The organism is Symmachiella dynata, assembly GCF_007747995.1.
Lineage (GTDB): Bacteria > Planctomycetota > Planctomycetia > Planctomycetales > Planctomycetaceae > Symmachiella > Symmachiella dynata.
The window spans coordinates 5491413-5515562 of record NZ_CP036276.1; the positions used below are offsets into that span (position 1 = coordinate 5491413).

At 55.5% G+C, this 24150-nt stretch carries 16 protein-coding genes; 13 read left to right on the forward strand and 3 right to left on the reverse strand.

Going from position 1 to position 24150, the window contains the following annotated elements; all coding sequences use genetic code 11:
* The first annotated feature begins 2 nt into the window (after positions 1 to 2).
* The 6 genes from nuoK (at position 3) to Mal52_RS20780 (ending at position 7467) form a co-directional block, all read left to right on the forward strand.
* A complete protein-coding gene (gene nuoK, locus Mal52_RS20755) occupies positions 3 to 311 on the forward strand; it encodes an NADH-quinone oxidoreductase subunit NuoK (protein ID WP_145378430.1) in 309 nt (102 codons plus the stop codon).
* Between the two features lie 83 nt (positions 312 to 394).
* Positions 395 to 2809 carry an NADH-quinone oxidoreductase subunit L gene (nuoL, locus tag Mal52_RS20760; protein ID WP_145378431.1) on the forward strand — a complete coding sequence of 805 codons (2415 nt, stop codon included), beginning with the start codon at positions 395 to 397 and terminating at the stop codon, positions 2807 to 2809.
* Positions 2810 to 2882: 73 nt separating this feature from the next.
* On the forward strand, positions 2883 to 4472 hold the full coding sequence (locus Mal52_RS20765; protein ID WP_145378432.1) for a complex I subunit 4 family protein: 1590 nt from the start codon (positions 2883 to 2885) through the stop codon (positions 4470 to 4472).
* Between the two features lie 56 nt (positions 4473 to 4528).
* A complete protein-coding gene (locus Mal52_RS20770; RefSeq protein ID WP_145378433.1) occupies positions 4529 to 6184 on the forward strand; it encodes an NADH-quinone oxidoreductase subunit N in 1656 nt (551 codons plus the stop codon).
* Positions 6185 to 6241: 57 nt separating this feature from the next.
* A complete protein-coding gene (locus Mal52_RS20775; protein WP_145378434.1) occupies positions 6242 to 6682 on the forward strand; it encodes a hypothetical protein in 441 nt (146 codons plus the stop codon).
* Complete coding sequence (locus Mal52_RS20780; RefSeq protein ID WP_231962404.1) at positions 6682 to 7467, forward strand: TatD family hydrolase; 786 nt, start codon at positions 6682 to 6684, stop codon at positions 7465 to 7467. Before Mal52_RS20775 ends, Mal52_RS20780 begins: the two co-directional genes overlap by 1 nt.
* A 465-nt stretch (positions 7468 to 7932) precedes the next feature.
* Here the strand turns inward: Mal52_RS20780 and Mal52_RS20785 are convergent, their stop codons facing one another.
* The gene (locus Mal52_RS20785; protein WP_145375389.1) at positions 7933 to 8946 is read right to left on the reverse strand and encodes an IS110 family RNA-guided transposase; all 1014 of its coding nucleotides are present in this window, start codon (positions 8944 to 8946) and stop codon (positions 7933 to 7935) included.
* A gap of 159 nt (positions 8947 to 9105) precedes the next feature.
* Between Mal52_RS20785 and leuS the strand changes: the two genes are divergently transcribed.
* Positions 9106 to 11967: a leucine--tRNA ligase gene (leuS, locus tag Mal52_RS20790; protein ID WP_145378435.1), complete on the forward strand. Its 2862-nt coding sequence runs from the start codon at positions 9106 to 9108 to the stop codon at positions 11965 to 11967.
* Between the two features lie 522 nt (positions 11968 to 12489).
* On the forward strand, positions 12490 to 12909 hold the full coding sequence (locus tag Mal52_RS20795) for a hypothetical protein (protein ID WP_145378436.1): 420 nt from the start codon (positions 12490 to 12492) through the stop codon (positions 12907 to 12909).
* Positions 12910 to 13023: 114 nt separating this feature from the next.
* Here Mal52_RS20795 and Mal52_RS20800 read toward each other — a convergent pair whose 3' ends face one another.
* Positions 13024 to 13707 (reverse strand): potassium channel family protein, encoded by a 684-nt coding sequence (locus tag Mal52_RS20800; RefSeq protein ID WP_145378437.1) that lies wholly within the window; start codon positions 13705 to 13707, stop codon positions 13024 to 13026.
* Between the two features lie 220 nt (positions 13708 to 13927).
* Between Mal52_RS20800 and Mal52_RS20805 the strand changes: the two genes are divergently transcribed.
* The 5 genes from Mal52_RS20805 (at position 13928) to Mal52_RS20825 (ending at position 20035) form a co-directional block, all read left to right on the forward strand.
* Complete coding sequence (locus tag Mal52_RS20805) at positions 13928 to 15106, forward strand: iron-containing alcohol dehydrogenase (RefSeq protein ID WP_145378438.1); 1179 nt, start codon at positions 13928 to 13930, stop codon at positions 15104 to 15106.
* A complete protein-coding gene (locus tag Mal52_RS20810) occupies positions 15103 to 16026 on the forward strand; it encodes a 1-phosphofructokinase family hexose kinase (RefSeq protein ID WP_197534363.1) in 924 nt (307 codons plus the stop codon). The genes Mal52_RS20805 and Mal52_RS20810 overlap by 4 nt, the downstream gene beginning before the upstream one ends.
* Positions 16027 to 16122: 96 nt before the next feature.
* Entirely contained in the window at positions 16123 to 17364 is a 1242-nt protein-coding gene (locus tag Mal52_RS20815; RefSeq protein WP_145378440.1) for a lactate racemase domain-containing protein, read from the forward strand.
* Between the two features lie 71 nt (positions 17365 to 17435).
* On the forward strand, positions 17436 to 18227 hold the full coding sequence (hisN, locus tag Mal52_RS20820; protein ID WP_145378441.1) for a histidinol-phosphatase: 792 nt from the start codon (positions 17436 to 17438) through the stop codon (positions 18225 to 18227).
* Positions 18228 to 18337: 110 nt separating this feature from the next.
* On the forward strand, positions 18338 to 20035 hold the full coding sequence (locus Mal52_RS20825; protein ID WP_145378442.1) for a sodium:solute symporter family transporter: 1698 nt from the start codon (positions 18338 to 18340) through the stop codon (positions 20033 to 20035).
* A gap of 285 nt (positions 20036 to 20320) precedes the next feature.
* On the opposite strand, the gene Mal52_RS20830 is transcribed toward Mal52_RS20825, so the two are convergent.
* Positions 20321 to 23980: an outer membrane protein assembly factor BamB family protein gene (locus Mal52_RS20830; RefSeq protein WP_197534364.1), complete on the reverse strand. Its 3660-nt coding sequence runs from the start codon at positions 23978 to 23980 to the stop codon at positions 20321 to 20323.
* Between the last annotated feature and the right edge of the window lie 170 nt (positions 23981 to 24150).

Here is a 24150-nt window from a genome sequence, read left to right on the forward strand (position 1 = left end):
GTATGGGAAGCGAACTCAATTTTTGCATTTTCATCTCAGCCGTGCTGTTCGTGGCGGGTGTGGTCTGCATGGCCACAAAACGCAACGCGATCGGCGTGTTGATGGGAGTGGAGTTGGTACTCAATGCCGCGAATTTGAATTTTGTGGCGTTCGCAAACTATACGGCATTGGGATTAGACGGACAGGTGATTGCTCTGTTCGTGATTGTGTTGGCAGCTGCCGAGGCGGCGGTGGCCTTGGCGATCGCATTGAATTTTTACAACAACCAGCTGACGATCGACGTCGACCGCGCCAACGACTTGCAAGGTTGATGTTGCCGGCCACGCGTACTGGAAATTGTCTCACGGAAATTTTGCCGGCTGAACCCGGGCATCGATAGTAGACCGAGAGTGGTATGGATCCGGAAATCTATAAACAAACGGGCGATTGGCTCAAATGCTTGCTGACAATCGCTTGGCTGCTGCCGTTGGCCGGTTTCGTTGCCGAAATCTTTGCCGGATACTGGAGCACGCGGCTGAAAAAGACCGCTGCCTATCTGGCCGTCGGTTGTATCGGTACAGGATTTGTCTGTAGCCTCCTCGCCTCAATCATTTGGTTGAACGCCACGAATTGGCATCCGCTCAAGCCACACCACGCAGCCCACGACGAAGTCGCCCATGGTGACGGTGAAAATGCTGCCGGTGAGCACCACGAGTCGGGTCATGCTGAGGAAAAACATGCCGCTGCCGACCACGACCATCCCGTCGCCACAGATGAGAAAGACGCGGAAGCTGAGCACGACAGACCGACGGCTGTCTCAGGTACGTATTATCAGATTGCCCATTTCGGCAAATTGAAACTCGACATCGGTTACTACATCGACAGCTTAACACTGGTGATGTTCACGATGGTTACGTTGATTGCGACCTGCATTCACGTGTTTGCCATCGGCTATATGAGTGACGAACTGACCGAGGATTACGAAGATCACTTCGTACATGTCGGCCAAGGGCATTTGCATCGGCCGGGGCGGTTCTATCGTTTCTTCGCATTTCTGTCACTGTTCTGCTTTTCCATGCTGGGACTGGTCATCGCGGGCAATGTGTTCATGGTGTTCGTGTTCTGGGAATTGGTCGGTATCTGCAGTTACCTGTTGATCGGGTTTTATGTCGAACGCAAATCAGCCTCGACGGCGGCGAATAAAGCATTCATCGTCAACCGTGTGGGTGACTTCGGGTTTTTGATCGGACTGATGATCCTGTGGACGTCCTTCGGCACCTTCACCTTCACGCAACCGGACGAAGCGCTGGCCAAGACGGATCCCGGCCTGTTCCAAATGCTGCGTGACGATCAAGGTCAGATCACGACGCAAATGGCGCCGGACGAATCGAAGTTGGTCGTGCTGCACGGAGCGGGGGGTGAAGAGTCGACGATCCCTTATTACCTCATGGTCGCAGCTGGAATCGGGATTTTTTGCGGGTGTGTGGGCAAGAGTGCTCAATTCCCGCTACAGACCTGGTTACCCGATGCCATGGAAGGACCGACACCTGTTTCAGCACTGGTGCACTCGGCGACGATGGTGGCTGCCGGCGTGTATCTCGTCGGACGTTTCTACCCGATGTTCATGCCGGAAGTTCTGCTCACCATCGCCTATATCGGTGGGATTACGCTGTTCATGGCGGCCACGATTGCCATTGTGGCAACCGACATTAAGCGGGTCCTGGCTTATTCCACGATCAGCCAGTTGGGCTACATGATGCTTGGCTTGGGTGTGGGCGGTTGGGCAGCGGGACTGTTGCACTTGATCACACACGCGTTTTTCAAATCGTTAATGTTCCTCTGCTCGGGCAGCGTGATTCACGGCTGCCATCACGAACAAGAAATGCCCAAAATGGGCGGGCTTCGCAAGAAGATGCCGATCACAGCTTATACGATGCTGATCGGTGTGATTGCGATTACCGGTTTAGCGATTCCCGGCGTCTTGGCCTTCTCCGGTTATCACTCCAAAGACGCCATCTTGGCGACATCACTGGCGTACGCACGACTGAATGGTTCGCATCCGCTGTTGTTCTTCTTACCGCTGGCCGGTGCGGGGATCACGGCGTTCTATATGTTCCGTCTCTGGTTCTACACCTTTGCCGGTCAACCGCGGGACGAGCATGTTCACGATCATGCCCACGAATCACCTTGGGTGATGACCGCTCCGTTGTTGATCTTGTCGGTGTTTGCCGCATTCGTAGCCGTCGGCGGCGAAGAAGGTCCGCTGTGGAGCATGTTGGTGCACAGCGAACCGGTTGGTGTTGCGAATGGTACCGAAGCGATTCCGCCGGGGAACATCAACTTGCCTAGCCATGCCCACGTGGGTGAGGTGCACGCCGAAGCGGGACGCTATGCGTTGTCGATTGCGGTGATGGGTGGAGTCTTAGCGTATCTCTTTTACGGCATCCGTGTGTTGAACCCGAGTGACGTCAAACGGCAATTGTCGGGCGTGCATGAATTCTTGGTGGAAAAATGGCGGTTCGACGAACTGTATGATGTCATGTTCGTCCGGCCGGTGCATATAGTATCGAGTTGGATCTCCGCTTTTGATCGCGTGGTCATTGACGGTTTTCTGCACGGTACCGCTAAAGTGACCATGGACGTTTCTGAAATCGACCGCCGGTTTGATGAAACGGTGATCGACGGGATCGTCAACTGGGTCGGCCAAAAGACGTTTGCCATCGGCCGTTCGCTGAGCGTGGTACAGACCGGGCAGTTGCGGCAATATGTGGTATTTATCGCCGGCGGATTGTTCGGCGTGTTGATGCTTGTCTACTTGCTCTCGTTCTAACACGAACGGTATTGGGCATTTTTCAAATACAGAGTGTGACAACCTCTCTTCGACAGTTGAGTTCATTGAAACAATGAGTGATCCAATATACCTGCTGAGCGCAATCATTTTCCTACCAGCATTGGGCGCAATCTTTTTGAGTTTCTTTTCCAAGGAAGCCGAAGAGGGCATGCGGGTGTACACGTTGATTGTGACGGTCGTCACATTCGTGCTCACGTTGTTTTTACTCAGAGACTTTGATCCAGCCGTTGGCGAAATGCAGATGCAGGTTAACAGGACCTGGATTGGCGCGTGGAATATCAATTATCAATTGGGAATCGACGGCATCAGTATGCCGTTGGTCCTGTTGACCAGCTTTATCTCCGTGCTGGCGATGTTGGCCTCCTGGAGCATCAAAAAGCAGGTTAAAGGCTATTTGATTCTGTTCCTGCTGTTGGAAACAGGCATGTTGGGCGTGTTTATGGCGCTCGACTTCTTCCTGTTCTATGTCTTCTGGGAAGTCATGTTGCTGCCGATGTACTTCTTGATCGGTGTGTGGGGCGGGCCGCGGCGAGAGTATGCGGCAATCAAGTTTTTCCTCTACACACTCTTCGGCGGCGTGTTGATGTTCATCGCCATGTTGATGTTCTACTTTGGCAGTGCGGCCGGGGGAGACGCATCGACTTTCGACATCTTGCGTCTGCAGGAAATTGGCCAAGGCAAAATCGCCGGAATTGAATTCGACGGGACCATGCAGTTGATTGCGTTCTGGTTGCTGTTTGTCGGCTTTGCGATCAAAGTTCCCACCATTCCCTTCCACACCTGGTTGCCCGACGCGCACGTCGAAGCTCCGACGCCGATCAGTATGATCTTGGCCGGTGTGCTTTTGAAAATGGGTGGCTACGGCATCTTGCGGATCGCCTTTCCGATTTGCCCCGAAGGGGCGCAGGTCGCCGCTTATGCGCTGGTATTAATTGGTGCGGGTAGCATCATCTACGGGGCATTTGCTGCGATGGCCCAAACCGACTTCAAACGACTCGTGGCTTACAGTTCGGTCAGCCACATGGGATATGTGATCCTGGGAATCGCGGTGTGGAAAATCACCGACGGAACCACGATCGGCAAGGATTATTGGAACATGGGCATCAACGGTGCGATGTTCCAAATGATCGGCCACGGTGTTTCCTCCGCCGGTATGTTCTTTATGGTGGGTGTGATTTACGATCGCGTGCACCACAGGGATCTGAACAAATTCGGCGGACTGATGGCCTTGATGCCGCTGTACGGTGGACTAGCTGCGGGAATTTTCTTCGCTGGTTTGGGACTTCCCGGACTGTGCGGGTTTCCGGGAGAAGTCTTCACCGTGTTGAGCGCCTGGAATTTCAGCCCCTTGATTGCAATCATCGCTGCCGCGGGGGTGATCCTGACGGCCGGCTACATTCTGTGGGCTATTCAACGCGTTTACCTCGGCCCGGAATATAAAGGTCCGCATGCCGAAGAAATTACGCCCATGAACGGGCGCGAGATTTCGGTGGCTGTGACGTTGTTAGTGTTCGCCATTGTGTTGGGTGTCTATCCTGAGTCGATTTTCGGTCTCATGCGGTCCTCGACAACGTTGTTGGTCGACAACCTGTCTGCCACCGCGCAATCATCTGTGGAAGCTGTCACTCAATTGATCAAATAACGTCTGATCGCATGTCACTCTGCCGACAGCCACCGATCGACTTGAGTTTGTGATTCATGAATATCAAAATCGAAAATCTAGTTAACCACATTTACACCGACACGGGGAATTCGCTGTGGGCGTTTTCTCCCGAGTTGGCGGTCTGTGCCACCATCTTGCTGCTGTTGTTCGCCCGACTGTTCAACGTGGACCGTAAGGGGGGGATCGTCTCTCCGGCCGGGTTGACGATGATTGGTATCGTCACCGCCATTTTCCTTTCGGTCGTGACCCAATCGCAGTTAATGAGCAACGCGGACGGCGTTTACTCTCAAGAATTGTTCACGGGATTGCTGGTCTTCGATCCTTTCACCGGATTCTTTCGGCTGCTGCTACTGGCCGCGGTGTTCATCGTTGTCTGGCTGACGCTGCTCAGCGGTATTCCTGATCGCGAAGATGGGCCTGACTTTTACATCCTGCTCATGGGTGCGACCTTGGGCATGATGATGATGGCCTCAGCGAATCACATGCTGATGCTCTTCTTGGCGATCGAAACCACCAGTGTGCCCAGTTACGTCATGGTCGGATTCCTCAAAGGCCGCAAGACGGCTAGTGAAGCGGCTCTGAAATACGTCGTTTACGGTGGTGGTGCGGCTGGAGTAATGCTCTATGGAATCAGTCTGCTGTCGGGAATGCTGGGGACGGCATATTTTCCAGATATGGCAATGCAGATGGCGAAAATCGCAGCCGATCCCAACCTGATGACCGGCGCCGCGATCACCACTTTGACCTTAGCCGTTGTAATGATCCTGATTGGTTTGGCATTCAAACTGTCGATCTTCCCCTTCCACTTCTGGTGCCCGGACGCGTTTGAAGGGGCCTCGGCGGAAGTTGCTGGCTTTCTTTCCGTAGCATCCAAGGCAGCGGCATTCGCTTTGTTAGTACGATTCTGTTTGGCCTTGGTGGGAGGATCGTCCGCTGATGATCCTGAGGCACTTCAACAGTTCAATATGCAGATCGGCGTCGCTCTGGGATTCGTGGCGGCCATCACAGCTACGTTTGGAAACCTCTCCGCCTATAGTCAAACCAACATGAAACGGTTGCTGGCGTATTCCACAATCGCGCATGCCGGCTATATGCTGATGGCCGTTTCGGCGATGATGGTTTTCCTAAATGCCCCCGGTGATGCATCGACTGCCAACGCCAATGCGAGTCTCGCCATTGAAGGACTGCTGTACTATCTGGTTGTGTATGTGTTAATGAATCTGGGGGCGTTTGGAATTGTGGCCCTGATCCGCAATGAGATCTACAGCGAAGAGATCGCCGATTATGCCGGCATGTCAAAAACCTCACCGATGTTGGCTGTGGGCATGTTGATCTGCCTGTTCAGCTTGGTCGGCATTCCGCCCACGGGTGGGTTCATTGGCAAGTTTGTCATTTTTGCCGCTCTGTTCGATGCCGCTCAGTATCAGCCGATCATGTATGCCGTGTTCTTATTGGGCGTGCTCAACACCGTGTTCAGCCTGTTCTACTATCTGAATGTCCTGAGAGTGATGTGGATTGTGCCCGCACAGGACTCCGTACGGATTGCCGAAGTGCCGTTGGTTTCCAAGCGGGGCGCATACGTGGCTTTTCTGGCTGTTTGCGTGATGGTCGCCGGGACAATCTTTATTGCTCCGGTTTATGAAGCTGCTGAACACGTTTCCGTGATGTTATTTTCGGGCATCGTCCCTTAATTTTGTCCCTCGAATGACGGTGTCTTTGCATAACCGATTCTGAAGCCATCTCCCCCCATGCCCGAACTACAAAACGCCTGCTTAAACGAAGTCCTGATCCGCATTCTCCGCGGTCTGTTGCAGTACGCCGGAGAGTGTTGGCCTTGGAGCAGCGCCGAGCACGGGGAAGAATACCCCACGATCGCTCGATTGGTCGCTGAGCAGCAAGAGCAAGTCCAAGAGTTGGCGGACCTGATCACCGAGCGGGGGGCATTGGTGGATTTTGGAACCTACCCCACCGAATTCACCGACTTAAACTATGTGAGCCTAGACTACCTTCTCGATGCACTGGTCCAAGAACAGGTGCAATTGCTCGCCGATGTCCGGCAGGCAATGACCGATTGCGCAGGGGATCCGGAAGGGCTGGAACGGCTTGAGCAAATTGCGAAGCAGGCTCAACAACATCTGGACACGTTGTCGGAACTCGCAGCTGCGCGGACCGCGGATAGTTCCACGTAATGCCCATGTCGCTCATCGACACGCACGCCCATCTGGACGAAGAGGCCTTTGAGCCGGATCGCGACGAAATCGTGACCCGCGCGACCGAAGCGGGTTTGCAGGCAATTCTCACCATCGGCCTGACCCTTTCTACCAGCCGCGCTGCTGTTGAATTGGCCGAAAAATACCCCAACGTCTATGCCGTGGTCGGCATTCAGCCCAATTATGTGCACGAAGTCGCACCGGGAGACTGGGAGGCGATTCAAGCATTGGCCGACCACCCCCGCGTGGTCGGGATCGGCGAAACCGGTTTGGACCGCTATTGGGACTATGCTCCACTCGACCTGCAAGTCGAACATTTTCAACAACACATGGCATTCGCTCGCCAAAAGAACCTGCCGTTCATCGTCCATTGCCGCGATGCGGCCGCCGAGGTCTTGGAACAGCTCAAAATCGCTGCCGCTGAGGGACCGTTGGTCGGGGTGATGCATTCGTTTTGTGATGACCTGGAGACCGCGCGAGCTTGCCTGGACATGGGGATGCATATCTCGTTTTCAGGGATGGTGACTTTTAAGAAAGCCGCCAACCTGCGAGACTTGGCTAAAGAAATTCCCCTCGACCGCATTCTGGTTGAAACCGATGCCCCGTATTTGGCCCCCACACCACGACGGGGCAAACGTAACGAACCAAGCTATGTCCGCTACACAGCCGCCTGTCTGGCGGAGGTGCACGGCATGACGCCCGAAGCATTCGGCGAACTCACCACCCGCAACGCGTGTCAACTCTTCGGGCTGGAGCTTGGTTAGTGGTCGGTGGTCACAAAAAACTGTAGGTCAGGCTCCTGCCTGACATCCTGCGCATTTGATCATCGAACGGCGATTTCGTCAGGCAGGAGCCTGACCTTCTATGAAAGTTCGTTGCTTGTCAAGTGGCGATGCTGTGATGACGTGCGTCCCCATTCTTCTATCCGAGCAAGGGAATTCTCCCAGCCCAAGTGGGTGGCTTCGAGGTGATGTGACAGCCCCATCTACAGGACGAGCGTAGCGACACGGCGGCCGCCGGCCCAGGTCAGGCTCGAGCAAGTCAGCATCAGCACGGGTTAGCAATCATCATCAACAATCGTCACTTGCATTCACTTTTTCATTATACGTTCGATGAGCCTCGTTCGTCTCGCCGTCGTCTCGGCCTGCACAACCAGGAGGTCGAGAGGACGGCGTGGCGACCCTCGTTTGTTGAGCTGGAGTTGAGGTCTGGACATGGCGAACGCTTTCTTAAACGGAAATGGTTTTCATTTGATGGTACAACCAACGCATCCAACGGTTGCCGATCGCCGCCGCCACCACGCTGCCCGGCTTGCCGCGTCGACGCAAACGCGTGTTCATCTTCGACAGACGCAGGTCGTAACGGCCCAGGCGATGGGCGGTCTCGATGATCACACGCCGCAATTCCGGATTCCCCGCCTTGATCAAACCGGCGTCCGCCTGGCGGTTTCCGCTGGAGGCATTTCGCGGAGTCATGCCGCAAAAACGAGCCAACTGTTTCCCCGTACGAAAGCGGTCGAACCGGCCGATTTCCGCACGCAACGTCACAGCCGTCACCAAGCCCACACCTTTGATCTCCAACAGTTTTTGGACGATCGCATCATCGCAGGTCGCCGCGCAGAGACGTGCTTCGGCTGCGCGGATCTCCCGTTCCAATCGCTGCAGCGCCTCTAGATGCTGGTCCATCACCCACCGCATCTGAGGCGAGATTTCGTCCAGCCCGGCCAGCCAGTGCTGCCACGCTTTGGTCCAGCGGCGCTGCTCTGCGACGATACGTTCCTCGCGAAGCAGAGCCGTGATCCGCAACTTGACGTTTCGCCGCGCGGCGGCCAACTGTTGACGATACCGCACCAGCCTCCGCAGATCCCGCAACGACTCCGGTGGCATCCAGACCCGCGGAAGGTACCCCACACGTTCCAGGTCTGCCAACAAACGCGCGTCGCTGAAATCGGTTTTGTCGGGGCTTTGTTTGAGTTTGGCGACGTAGCCGGCATGGGCCAGATCGACGGACCAACCCGTGTGGCGGACCAATTCTTCAGCAAAGTTGGCTGCTCCGGTACAAGCTTCGAGGGCGACGAAGACCCGTGCGGATTTGGGAACCACCCCGCGCACCAGTAAGGCGACATGCTCCGCACTGTTCGGCGATTTGAGGTTAGCCAACACATTGCCCTCGCGATCCAACACGCAGACCTGAATGAACGACTGGTGGTAGTCGAGTCCGACAAAAAACGATAAACTGGACATGCTCGTTGCTCCTGATAGGACCAAATTGTTGCGTGAAATCAAACTTGGTTGTATCACAGCAACGAGCTTTCATCCCCATCTACAAAATATATTCCTGGCCACCGGCCACTCGCCACTGGCTACTTTCATCCACCCCAATTCACGTTCCATCTAAATACCATGCCTCGTTACGACGCCAAGCGGATTGAGCCCAAGTGGCAAGCTTATTGGGAACAGCACAAGACTTTTGCCGCTCCGGAAATCTCCGATCAGCCCAAATTGTATGTGTTGGACATGTTTCCCTATCCTTCGGGAGATGGTTTGCATGTGGGGCATCCGGAAGGTTATACGGCCACCGATATTGTCTGTCGCTATTCCCGCATGCGGGGCAAAGCGGTGTTGCACCCCATGGGGTGGGATGCCTTTGGATTGCCGGCCGAGCAACACGCCATCAAAACCGGCACGCATCCACGCGAAACGACCTACAAAAACATCGGCACCTTCCGCCGCCAATTAAAGATGTTGGGTTTCAGTTACGACTGGGACCGTGAATTGGCGACGACCGACGAAGACTTTTTTCGTTGGACGCAGTGGATCTTCTTGGAATTGTTCGATACCTGGTTCGACGAAGAACAACAACGCGGTCGGCCGATCGCTGAATTGCCGATTCCCGAGGATATTACCGCCGCCGGCGATGAAGCGGTGCGTCGTTATCAAGACAAAAACCGCTTGGCCTATCAAACCGAAGCACCGGTGAATTGGTGTCCCGCCTTGGGAACGGTCTTGGCCAACGAAGAGGTGATCGGCGGGGTGAGTGAGCGAGGCGGTCATCCGGTGGTACGGATTCCGTTGCGACAATGGATGTTGCGGATCACCTCCTATGCGGAGCGGTTGTTGAACGAATTGGAAGAGGTGAATTGGCCCGACTCGATCAAAGCCTTACAGCGAAATTGGATCGGCCGCAGCGAAGGGGCGGAGGTCGATTTTTATATCGGCGACGACATCGAAGCCTGGAAAACAGCTCGCGGTAAATCCGGATTCCCGACCGAACCAGGCGACGACGTGTTGCGGGTATATACCACACGCCCCGATACGTTGTACGGCGCGACCTATATGGTGTTGGCGCCGGAGCATCCGGTTGTTGATCGTTTGGCCACGGACGAACAGCGCGAGGCGGTTGTTGCGTATCGCGACAAGTCGGCGACCAAGAGCGATTTGGATCGTACCGATTTGGCCAAAGAGAAATCGGGCGTCTTCACCGGCAGTTATGCGATCAATCCGGTCAATGGTGAACAGATTCCGATTTGGATCGCCGACTATGTTTTGATTAGCTACGGAACCGGGGCGATCATGGCGGTTCCGGCGCATGACTTGCGCGACTGGGAATTCGCCGTCACCTTCGACATCGAAATTCGCCCCGTCGTGCAACCTCCTGCAGGGTATGAAGCGTCGCGCGATGAAGCCGCGTTGGCGACCGAGATCAACGGCGAGAAACGGTTTCCCTTCGCTGGATTGGGGACAGCTGTCAATTCCGGCACATACGACGGCATGGAGACAGCGGCATTTAAAAGCAAAATCACCGAAGAATTGACCACATCCGGATTAGGTCGCGGGGCGGTGAACTATCGGTTGCGGGACTGGTTGTTCAGCCGGCAGCACTTTTGGGGCGAGCCGTTTCCGATCTGGCATGAGTTGGACGATCAGGGCAACCCGACCGGCTTGATGCGGGTGGTTGAGGACAAAGATTTGCCGGTTACCTTGCCCGACATGTCAGAATTCAAACCGCACGGTCGCCCCGAACCGCCGTTGGCCGAAGCGGGTGACGAATGGTTATATTCCACCGCTGAGGACGGCACGAAATTGGTTCGCGAAACGAACAGCATGCCGCAATGGGCCGGGTCGTGTTGGTATTACTTGCGCTACATCGATCCCAAAAACAGCGAGCGATTCGTCAGCGAGGAATTGGAAAAATTCTGGATGCCGGTCGACTTGTATATCGGCGGCGCCGAGCATGCGGTCTTGCACTTGTTGTACGCCCGTTTTTGGCACAAAGTGTTGTTCGACCGCGGTTATGTCTCCACGCCCGAACCGTTTGACCGATTGGTCAACCAAGGCATGATCTTGGGCGAGGCGGAATTGACCGCCTATCAGACAGCTGATGGTAGTTGGTTATCGGCTGCGATGGTCCGCGATGCTCCCGAAGGGGTTGAGGGAAAAGTCAGCAAACAAACGGGCGAAACGGTTACGGCTGTCCGATTGGAAATGGACCAAGTCGAAAAGCAGGGGAACGATTTTGTATTGAAGGACGACGAGGACGTTGCCGTCGAAAGCCGGTCGTTCAAGATGTCGAAATCGCGGGGTAACGTCATCAATCCCGATGAAGTCGTCGACGTGTACGGAGCCGATGCGTTGCGGTTGTATGAAATGTTCATGGGACCCTTGGAACAGACCAAACCCTGGAACATGAGTGGCGTCGAGGGGGTCAGCCGGTTTTTGGCGCGAGCTTGGCGGATGATCGCCGATGATGTTGCGGAAGAGGTCAAATTGAATCCGGCGATCCAGGCTGTTGATCCGAACGCCGATCAATTGCGGATCTTGCATAAAACGATTCAAGCGGTCAGTGACGACTGCGAGAAATTGTCATTCAACACGGCGATCAGCCGGTTGATGGAATTCACCAACCATTTCAGCCAGCAGGATTCTCGTCCACAATCGGTGATGGAAGCCTTCGTGTTGATGTTAAGCCCGTTCGCGCCGCACTTGGCAGAGGAATTGTGGGAGTTGTTAGGGCATGGCAAAACATTGGCCTATGAACCGTGGCCGGAATTTGATCCGGCAATGATCGTCGAATCGGAAATCGAAATCCCGGTGCAGATCAATGGGAAGTTGCGGGCTAAAATCCGCATCCCCGCCGAGGCGGACTCCGCTGCGATGCAAGCCGCCGCCGAAGCAGACGAGACGGTGCAAAAACAGATTGCCGACAAACAGGTGGTGAAAGTCATCGCCGTGCCGGGGCGGATGGTCAATTTCGTCGTGCGGTGAATTCGCAAACCCGTTCGCTACAGAGCGCGATGCCCGTGTGGGGACGCGTTCTTGTCACGCACCATTTCTAAACGAATGCTTTCGTTTACTGGTGACCCCCGCAGAAAAAATTGTGAGGTTCGCTCAGACGGGTTTTCGCGCGCAGAAGACACGACGGAGGCTTGGATATCACCCTCATAAAACTGCGTAAAACTACCTATAGTAAACGCTTAGTGTCTCCTAATTTGATCAACATCGGTGTCAGTACAATTGAGCGCGCTAAGGATTCTTTACGCTCTCTATGGGCCTATCCTTCGCGGTCGACCTAATTGATACAACCATGGGGTTTTGGGTGAAATCGGCTATTGAGCGAGTAGCAGGTATCGAAAATGCCTCCGCTTTGGGGCATGATGGGTTTTAGCAATTTGACTCGGCGGCTGAGCGGGCGTGTGAACCGTTTGGGCTTCGGGCGTCGTGATGATTGCAAACTTTCTTCATCGATACTATGGACTTGTGGCCACCAATTTCCAGAAAAACGCACCGATGACTCAACCTCCGCAATGGATTCAAGACCTTACATACGACGCCACGGAAGAGATTCACGCGTTCGATGTACTCGCGCCTGTGGGCTGTCATTACCACCAGATCGACTCGCAATGGGAGGTGACAATATTCGCTTCCCGGACCGAGGTGGTTGGTGGTCCTAAAGACGGCACGCAGACCTCTTCCAATTTTTCTCTCAACCTCAACGGCGTCTACAAATTGCTGGACGACGTGACCGAATTTCGCTGGCAAGCACTGCCGGTGGACGAGGCGGACGATTTGGGTCCGCACGTCTCACTGGTCGGCACCCGCGACGGGCACCCGGTGTGGCTACGGATTCTTGCCCAAGCCCCGGTGAACTTCGAGCCCGGCCGTTTTATCTCGGCCTATGATGGAAACTGGGACGAAGCTTGGACGTGAGTTTATTAGGCGGGAAGAAGTGGCCGGTGGTCAGTGGCCGGTGGCCAGAGATTGCTTATGATCGCTTAGCTGCGCAGTCCTATCGTCTAAGGTCTACAGTCTCACGTCTACCGCCTACCCTCTCGGGAGACGTTCTAGGCTTTCGTGGGAGCCGACTAACACCAGGACGTCGTCGGGTTGCATGACGTCGTCTGGCTTGGGGACGCTGGTGATGCGTAGGGTTTGAATCAGTTCGCCATCCTTCTGGACCGTCACGGTCCGTTTTAAAGCGACGAGGTTCACCTGATATTTGGTCCGCAGTTGCAGTTGCGACAAAGTCTTGCCGCGGAATTCGACGGGGCAACGGATGTCAATCAGGCTGTATCCTTCAGCCAATTCGATCAGATCCTGGAATTGCGGATTGGCTAAGCGACGGGCCAGGCTGTTGCCGGTTTCGATTTCGGGTTGCACGATGTCATCAGCCCCGATGCTTTGAAAGATTTCCGCATGCGTTGTTGTTTGCGCGCGGCAAATGATCCGCTTGGCACCGATTTTCTTCAAAGTCGCCGTCGTCAGTAGCGCTCCTTCAAAGTTTTCGCCGATGGCGACGACGCAAACATCGCAATTTTGCAGGTCCTGGCTGAGCAGGGCTTCTTCGTCGGTGGAATCGAGCCGAACAGCCAAGGCGACGTCGTCCTTCACGGCGGTGACGAGATTCGGATTGCGATCGATGGCAATCACTTCGACATCGCTTTTGCCCAAGCTCTTCGCCAGCGTGGTTCCAAAGCGTCCCAAACCTAATATAGCAATCCGCTGCACTGTTGTTTCTCCTGTACGACGACCAAGCAAGACCAGCGTTCCCCGTGTGCAGACATGATAGGGAGTAGCACCGCTGAAACACAATTCCAACTAAGGGCCGCTTGTCTTTGGGGTGGAATTGCGTGTATGAAACAACCTAAAACCGTCGATCGTCTGCCGATGATCTTCGGCTGACCGTACACAGCGTGCCTCAATACTAAAACAGGAGTCCGCCAAGTTGTTGAATTCCCTCTCGTACAATCTGCTGACACCTGCGCAAATCTGTTTTGGCTGGGGACGCCGCGCCGAAGTCGGGGAATTGGCCCGCGGGCTGGGAGAGCGTGCCTTTTTGGTTGTGGGATCCCAGACCTTGTGCCGCAACGGGATGTTGGCAGACATTCAGCAGCGACTTGCTGCTCAGGAAATCGAATCAATCCACGTGGCGGATATCTCACACGAACCGGAGGTCGCCGACGTCGACCGGTTGGTTGAACAATTGCGCCAACATCAGCCTGCAACCGGCGATTTTGTCATGGCGGTTGGGGGGGGAGCGGCGATCGATCTGGCGAAGGCCGCCGCCGCGATCGTCACCAATGCTGCCGCGGGGGACTCGGTTCAAGATTATTTGGAAGGGGTCGGACGGGGTCTGAAGATCACGGCGCCTCCGCTCCCCATGCTGGCCATGCCCACGACTGCGGGCACCGGCAGCGAAGCTACGAAAAACGCGGTGATTTCTTCCTACGATCCCCCCTTTAAAAAAAGCCTGCGGTCCGATGCGATGGTGCCGGACATCGTGCTTATCGATCCGGAATTGATGGTCTCGGTCCCCGCGACGACAACCGCTTACACCGGCATGGATGCGATTACACAGTGCATCGAAAGCTACATCTCTCGCCGCCGACAACCGATTCCACAAGCTTTGGCGATTGAAGGATTGAAATCTGCGGTACCGGCGATCACCACAGCGGTTGCCAACGGCGATTCTCGCCCCGCGCGCGAGGCGATGGCGCATGCGGCGATGTTATCGGGCATGGCCCTGGCGAATTCCGGCTTGGGGATGGCGCATGGCGTGGCAGCGGCGCTGGGAGTGCATTGTCGTGTTCCGCACGGTTTGGCCTGTGCGGTGATGTTACCCGTGGCGATGCGGACCAACCGCGCTGTCGCCCGCGACGAACTTGAAATCATTGGACGCACAATTGTCGACGACGAACTACGCGGCACCGCCGCGGTCGATGCGGGGATCGCCAGAATTCAGGAAATCTGCGACGAGGTGAAAATCCCCCACACCCTGACGGAGATCGGAGTCTCGGCGGAGCAGATTCCAGAGATTGTGAAAAGCTCACGAGGAAATAGCATGAACGGCAATCCGCTTGAATTGAGTGATGCGGAATTGACGCAGATCTTGGAGGGCATGCTGTGATCATTGCTGCCGGATTGACGCCCGCTTGGCAACAAATTGTGCTGCTCGATCGATTGCAGCATGGTGAGGTGAATCGTGCGCGTGCGGTGCATTGGTGTGCCTCGGGCAAAGTGCTGAATGTGGGCATTGCTCTGCATCATCTGGGAGCTGTGGCAGAGACAATCTCGCTGGTCGGCGGGCTGCCCGTGCGTTCGATCGATGCGGAGTTTGAACAATTCGGGATCGCCCGTAAATGGGTCCCTACCGCAGCCGCCACGCGCGTGTGCACGACGGTGCTCGAAGCCGAGACCGGGATCGCCACCGAATTGGTCGAAAACGCCGCTGCTGTCACTGAGGCAGAACTTGCCGAATTTCAGTCGGTGTTTCGCGAATCTGCGACGGCAGCCGATGTGATTCTCCTCGCCGGTTCCCTTCCAGCGGGGACACCGGCGACGTATTACCGCGATCTCATGACAGGGCTCGATGCGCGGGTGATCATCGACGGACGCGGAGCGGAATTGGTGGCGGCGCTGGAGGCTGCGCCCTATTTGGTCAAACCCAATCGCGAAGAGTTGGCCCGCACGGTCGGACGGGAATTGACCAGCGACGATGACCTAGTCGCGGCGATGCGCGAACTGAATGCCGCCGGCGCTCAATGGGTGCTCGTCACTCAAGGCGCCCAGGCCGTTTGGCTGACATCGGCGACCGAGTGTTTGCGGTTTCAGCCACCGACAATCACGCCGGTCAATCCAATCGGTTCGGGCGATTCTCTGGCAGCCGGCATCGGTTGGGGACTGGCGAATGGGGACGACATCACGCGGGCGGTGCAACTCGGCATCGCTGCGGGGGTCGAAAATGCACTGCAACTGCTCCCAGGACGGGTCGCGGCCGAAGCGGTGATTGAGCGTGCAAAGGCGATTGATGTGGAATCCTATCGCTAACGCAGATTCAACCAGGGCTGGTGGTTGCAGCCAAATGACGATCCGATAGACTGAGGACTGTCCGTTTGACCCGCCATTTGTCCCACCGCAGTTCCCATGAATTCACCGCTGCCGCTATTGTCCGTAGATGATGTTCGTCAGTACATCACCGAGAACCTCCGTGCGGCTGATTTTGCCGACAAACGGGTGTTATTGATCGTTCCCGATGCAACGCGGACCGCGCCGTTGCCGTTGCTATTCGAGGCTGTGCACGGCCAATTGTCGTCGGCTGCGGCTAAAATTGATGTGCTCGTAGCCCTGGGGACACACCCGGAAATGCCACAGGCCGATATTCGGCGGTTGTTGGGGATTTCCGACGCGGACAGCCGCGGGCGATACGCCGACGTGGAGCTGTTCAATCACGAATGGGACCGGCCGGAATGCCTGCTTTCGCTGGGCACATTGAGCGAAGCGGACACGCGCGAGATCTCTGGAGGCCTGTTGGAAGAGGCGGTCGATGTCGCTATCAATCGCCGTATTGCCGACTACGACGTACTGTTGGTGCTCGGACCGGTGTTTCCGCATGAGGTTGTGGGGTTTTCGGGAGGGAACAAATACTTCTTTCCCGGGATCGGTGGCGCGGAGATTTTAAATTTCTTTCACTGGCTCGGCGCGCTAATAACCAATGCTTCCATCATCGGCGTCAAAGAGACTCCCGTGCGGAAGGTCGTCGACCGTGCCGCGGCGCTGATTCCTGTCGAGCGGCGCTGTCTGGCGTTTGTGGTGGCGCCCGATGCGAGTCTGTACGGCATGTTTTATGGGACGCCGGAATCGGCTTGGAATGATGCGGCTGATTTGTCGGCGCAAGTGCATATGCGCCGCGTGCCGAAACCATTCCAAATGGTCCTGTCCTGTGCGCCGCCGATGTATGACGAATTGTGGGTCGCCGGCAAATGTATGTACAAGCTCGAACCGGTTGTGGCCGATGGCGGGGAGTTGATTATCTACGCGCCGCACATGCATGAGATTTCGATCACGCATGGGCCGTTGATCGAAGAAGTCGGATACCACGTGCGAGATTATTTCACCGCACAGGCAGAACGATTTTCGCACATCCCCCGCGGCGTCTTGGCGCACTCCACGCACGTGCGGGGTGGTGGGACATTTGTAGACGGAGTCGAACATCCGCGCGTGCAAGTGACCTTGGCCAGTGGGATCCCACGAGAAACGTGTGAACGAATCAATCTGGGCTATCGCGATCCCAGTACAATCAACGTCGAGGATTTTGCGAATCGTGAAGATGAAGGTGTATTGTTGGTCCGTAAGGCGGGCGAAATGTTGTACCGGCTTGAGGATTAGTTCTTATCCAGGTGCGCGGCGTCGCACCTGTTTGTCATGACCTATCGATAACGAGAAACGAACGAACCGAGATGAGTGAACAACCGGAGATTTCGCGGCGGCTGGAGGTCGCCCTGACAGTGACACAGGCGGCCGCGGAGTTGATCATGCCGCACTACCAATCGGCCGATTTGGCGGTGGAGAGTAAAGGGGACGAAAGTCCTGTAACCGTGGCGGACAAAGGGGCGGAAAAACTCATTCGCGAACGGCTCTTTGATGTCTTCCCCGACGATAGCGTGCTGGGAGAAGAATTTGACGATGTCGAGGGGACCAGCGGATACCGTTGGGTCCTCGATCCGATCGACGGCACAAAATCGTTCATCCACGGTGTGCCCCTGTTTGGCACGTTGGCTGGTTTGGAATACGACGGTCGCTTGGTGGCGGGCGTTTGCCGGTTTCCCGCACTGAATGAAGTCGTCTATGCCTCGCTGGGAGAAGGTGCCTGGTGGCAACGTCGCGACCAAAAACCGGTTGCTGCGCGCGTCAGCGATATTTCGGATATGTCGCAGGCCCTGTTTTGCACTACGACGATCACCCGTTGGGAACAAATCGGGCGTACCGAAGCGTTTCACGACCTCTGTACCAAATCGAAACTGACCCGCGGTTGGGGCGACTGTTACGGACACATTCTGGTCGCAACCGGACGGGCGGAGGTGATGATTGATCCCGAATTGAGTGCCTGGGATTGTGCCGCCTTGATTCCGATCATGGTCGAAGCGGGGGGCGACTTTGTCGACTGGAAGGGCAAACGTTCAATGCATTCTGGAAACGGGTTGTCGGTCAATGCGGCATTGAAGGATGAGATTTTGGCGATTTTGCAATAAGGCATCAGCCGCAATGCGTACCCCCCGGCGGAGTCGGGGGTTGAGGGAAAACGGAATCGTTTCACAGTCTCGACCAGCAGTCCCTGGTTTTACCGGGGAAAGGACAATTCATGTTCGCAGCCCCGGCGCCTCCACACGATGGTCTGAGTTCGTACGACTACATCGCAGTCGCAATGTATTTGCTGGGAACGATTGGCATCGCACTGTATTTTGCGAAGCGGCAAGGATCGACGGAAGAGTTTTTCCTCGGCGGCCGGAACATGCCTTGGTTCGCTGTCGGCTTGAGCATCATGGCGACGTTGATGTCGACGATCTCGTACTTGGCGCAACCGGGAGAGCTGATCAAAAACGGCATCACGATGTTAGTCGGCACCCTGGCGGTGCCGCTCAATATCCTCGTGATCTTTATGCTGTTCGTACCGTTCTTTATGCGGTTACGTCTCACCAGTGCGTATGAATTTCTGGAGTTGCGTTTCAACTACACCGCCCGCGCAATGGGAGCAGCGCTGTTTGTATTTATGCGACTGGGCTGGATGGGGGTCGTGGTTTATACCTCGTCGATGGCGCTGACAGCGATGACGCGGGGGAACATACCCCAGGAATACCAAAGCGCGCTGATCTATTTTGTGATCGTCGGCGTGGGTGTTTTCGCCACCGTCTATACCGCTGTAGGCGGAATGCGGGCGGTGATTTGGACGGATGTGGTGCAGTTCTTAGTGCTGTTTGGCGGCACGCTGATCACGTTGGGTTATATTGCCACCACAACCGGCACGGGGCCGGCACATTGGTGGGAAACCGCTTCGACCGTAACGGAATCCCACGCAAGTCCACCGATTTTCAGTTGGGACATTCGAGTACAGCGGACCATGGTCTGGGCGATTTGCATGGTCTTCTTCTGGACGATCTGTACGCACGTCTCGGACCAAGTTGTGTTACAGCGATATTTTTCAACCAAGTCGTTAAAGGCGGCCCGCAATAGTTATCTCTTGGCGGCGGGGGCGGATTTTGTCGTGTTGGTCCTGCTGGCACTTTGTGGTTTGGCGTTGATGTCGTTCTACTTGGAACACCCCACGTTCTTGCCGCTCGATGCCGATACGGGCGAACACGTTTCAGTCTCTTCAAATTTTGCGGATAAAGTCTTCCCCTACTTTATCGGCCATCAACTTCCTCCCGGTGTCGGAGGTTTGATTTTGGCAGCTTTGATTGCCGCAGCCATGTCGAGCATCGATTCGGGAGTGAACTCCGTTTCGGCCGTCATCACCACCGACTTTTTCGCTCGGTTGAATCCCCAGGGGGCGGAGAAGATGAGCGAATTGAAGTTGGCCAAAATCCTCACGATCACCATCGGAATGATCTCAACCGGCGTCGCCTGTTGCGTGGCCTATATCGTGATCTCTCACAAAATTAATATCTTTGAAGTGATGCAACCCGCCTTCAATATGTTTTTGGGGCCGCTGGCGTCGCTGTTTGTGATCGGCATGTTCCTGCCACGGTGCACAGCCCGCACCACGATTCCGGCGGTTATGCTGGGTACGGTGGTCGCGATTATTTGGAGCTACTGGAAACCGATCGCCGGATTGGATTATTGGAAGTTGATTAACGAGGAATGGGATGCGAGCGTGGTCATTGATAATGCGCCGACATTCACATTATCGACGACGGTTCCCTTTCTGGTCGCGGTGATTTCCGCAGGGATTCTGAGCCTGATTTTCGAATCGAGTACGCCGCACTCCGGATCTGGTTACACCTGGTATCAGATCATGAAACGGGATCCAGATGCTCCCAATGTTTCGACGACAGAAAAGTAACCGATGCACAGCTAATCCGTAGGTTGTAAAAAAGCCTCACGCCAAGCCGCTAAGCTCGCAAAGAGATTTGCGTTGTCGATGTGCATGGCCTCGGTTTGTGTTGATTGCGTCTAACTTGTCGAAACATCTCTCTTACAAAAATGCCATCCTCACCGCGCAGCCGCCATCCCTGATTCCGTTTATCCCGATCACTCCTTTGCGGGCTTGGCGGCTTTGCGTGAGTATTTTTTTCCTGTGAGTTGAAGCGGCGAGTTGACCACTATCGCACTCGCGGTATTCCCGCCGTCAGTTCTCCGCCGCGATCGCGACGCCACACAAGACCGGTCGTCCTACTCCGGGGGTGAGTGAGATTTTTAGTTCCTCGGTGATCGCAATCTCTTTGAACTCCTTGACCAAGATCCGCTGCGAGCCGCCCGCTGCTTTTGCGACGTCCAAGTCGGCAAGGAGCTGCTGATCCTGCAATGACACATTGAATTGACGATGTCCTGCGGAGGTGTCATTCGGTTCGGCAAAATAGAGACGCACCGTGTAGTTACGGGGTTGCTTGGCACGACCGGGGAGTTTAATGGTGATCTCCTCCGCTCCCTCGACTCCCGAAGCGGCGACCCATTTCAGGTCGCTGCCATGGATCCGAGCAGAGTGATTGCGATAGTAACTCGGATTGTCGCCGGTGACTTTCACTTCAACGTCGGGAGACGTCCCGCCGACACTGGGGTAATCCAACCACATCATGCCGGTCTCATCGACACGGTCCCCAGGGGCGCCGAAGTTGACCGCAAGTTGCCGTGGCTGGACGTCCGGTTTTTTCAGAGCGCCGTAGGTCCATAAATCGGCATCGGGAACGTGCACCAGCGCCAGCGATGTGAAAATGGAATACCCACACACACAACCATGCGCCATGTTGGGAGCATTCAACACACCACCGGCCGGGATCAGGCTGTTGCGACACCCGGAACGAAACCCGGTCAGCCGCGAGGTTGTGCCGGTCTCCACATCACAAAAACCAGCATCCCCTGCGCGAAACGTCAACAAATGTTCGTTGGCAATTGCGTAATTGCAATGATGCCCTTTTTTTGTGAACTCCCAGTCAATCTCCTCATCCGTCACCGGATGTTTGCGCTGGATCGACTCGCCGGTTGCGATGTTGTAGGCCAGTCCTGGACCGCGCTGGTCGATCACTTGATCCTTCCACAAAATCACGCGGTCCCACAGGTTTTCCGGATGGCCGGCAAAGCCTTTCCCTTGAGCATACTTCCGCCACAGCTCTTTGCCATCCTTGCCGCGATAGGCGATCATCCCCTTGTTGTTGGAGACCATCAGCACGTCGTTCTCCTGGGAATAACTCAGCCAGGTGGCAATCATGTCGGTCGTGTACCGCCAGAATTCTTTGCCGCTGCGAACATCCATAGCAACGACATCCCGGTCGGGGCCTGCTTCGGGAATTTTTCCGCGGCGTTTCCAGTCGAGATACAGATCTTGAATCATGCCATCAAAGCAATACAACTTGCCGCCGTTGATGGCGACGAAGGGGAAACTAAACTTGGCTGTTTTCTTCCAGACGGTCTCCCCGCTATTGCGGTCGATCGCTTGCAACTCGACCGGCAACCGTCCCTTGCCGGGGACTTCGCGAAAGACTTCTGCGATCAACAGATCCTCATAAACGCGAAACCGGCCCCATTGCCCCTCAGCTTTAGGCAACGTGAATTCTGACATCACTTTGCCGGTGGCGGGGTCGTAACGACGGCAGACCTGCTCATTGACGAGGTAGATTCCATCTTCCATCGCAACGAAATTGAAGCCGGCTATGACTTCCTCGAAATCATTACCGCGACGACCAGGTTGGATTTCGTCACTATCTTTGAGCGGCATTTGCCACAACACACGGCCGGTGTAGATATCGACGGCCGACAATTTATTCGGACCCTGCAAAAACATTCGCCCGCCGATCACGGTCAAGCTTGGGCCCCAATAGTGGCGGTTATAAAACAAATCTCCGTCCGCCGCCGGTCCGCCAAACCACAATACGCCCAGCGGCGCTTTGACCAGCTTGTCTTTGGACATCAACGTGTTGGCGGTGTCGCCATATTCGTGTGTCCAATCAGCTGCACCGGGCAACGAACCTTCACGGGAAATCGAGGAGAGATCCCCCACACGACGGACTTCGGCGTTCGCTAATCCTAAAGCGGCGACAAAATGCACAAGCATCTCGTGCTCGACATCTGAGGTCGCCAAGTAAGCCGCGCCGCCGTAGGGTCGAAGGATTTGAAATGTCTTTTGAATCACGCTTGCCGCATCAGAAATATCACCCGACTGCGCATCTTCGGACGTGATCAACGACGCCATGTAGGGCGGCAATCCGAACTCCAACGGCCGGCCGACATGCGCCGAGACGCGCGTGCCATAGACACCGGCAGCATCCAATTTGCGACGGACGGCATCGATTTTTGCAGCGTCCTGATCGACGGCAATCACCGGCAACTGCGATTGAAGTAGCAACTCCTCGATCAAACCGCCGTCGGAGACGCCCATGACGAGGGCATACCCAGTATCCGACGGTGACGCTTTGAGTAATGCTGCAACCTTTTCCGCAGTGGCGGCATCAGTTGATGCAAGCTCCACACTCTCTGGTTTGTGGTGTCGCGGATCGGTTTTTTCGGCACCAAAACAATAGAATTTCCCCTCCTGCGTCACAACAAACAATTTGTCAGCAGCCGCGACCATCGACGTCGGTGTTCCCTCAATCGCGGCGGACCATGTTTTGTTTGCCGGAGAATTCTCCGTGGGCAAATCGATGGCGAAGACTTGTCCGGCCTGATATCCATACAAACGATTGCCGGCCTTGAGGTGGATCGTCAGCGGGTTGTCCGCCAACCATTTGGCTGCATCGCCCTCGGCTTTTCCCACAATGTCGGCGTAGGACAATTCCCATTTCTTGGCTAAGGATAACTGTTTGACCAGTTTGCCGCGACGGTCTTTGGTCTCTGTGTATTGGGGATCCGCCAAATCCAAGGCAACCACGTTCCCCCCTTGGACACCGTAGACCGTATTATCCGCCACCACAGGTCGCCGTGCTTCGACAGCTGCTAGGAGTTGATCCTGGACGTGAAAAATCTTCTCGCCATGAAACAACCAGTCACCGGCTGCAATGGCATGAAAATCAGTCTTGCCGCGGGAATCGTACTTCATCCCAATTGGTTTTCCCGTGCTGAGCGAACGGGCCAGCACCCTCTCACGGCCACAGGGCAAGAACAGTCGGTCACCGGCGACGACGGCATAGCCTTGCGGTGCGGAATCCGCGAGCACGGTGCTTGTCAGGTGCGGCTTCTCATCAGTGGCGTCTGCGTTTTGCAGATCGAGCGTGTAAAGCATCACTCCTTCAAACGGCCAGACACCGGTTGTGAATTGGATTTTGCCGTCGCTCAAAACCGGTCCGCCCCGCATGGGCCATACCGATGTCAACCGGCCATTGCCGATCACCTTGCGATTTGTGGGAGCTGTATCGTGCTGCCAAACGACGGTACCCGTTTCAGCATCGAGGCAATAAAACACACCATCATCCGCGCCGAAATACAACCGGCCTTCGGTGAACACCGGGGCGAATCGAATCGGGCCTCCGGCGAAAAATTTCCATTTCTCATCCCCGGTCGATGCCGCGATCGCCGTCAGCGAATCATTCCGTGCGGAGCCAACATACAGCGTGTCGCCAACCACGATCGGTTCATACCCCGCATCGAATTGCAAACGCGGATCTTCGGGCCATGCGGGGGCCGAAGGGGGACGTTGGAGTGTCCATTGCAGATGCAACTTTGCCGGGAGTGCATCGGGCGCAGCAGCGCTCCGCTGACTATCGTACCGCCATGTCGGCCAATCCCCAGCAACGACCGTTGAGAGGCCGGCCCACAAATACCCCACAAAAAGCAGTCCCGCCAACGTGATCCGCAACATGGCTGTTTCCCCAATCGTTGTATTGCCAACTCTTACCATTCGGGCGCGAACAAATAACGTCCCACTGCCTCTTCTGATGAGATGCGTCGGACTTAATAACTGTTTGTATAATTATCGTACCGGCAACGGACGGCGGATGGCACCGCGCTGCTGAAAAAATATGTGCCAAC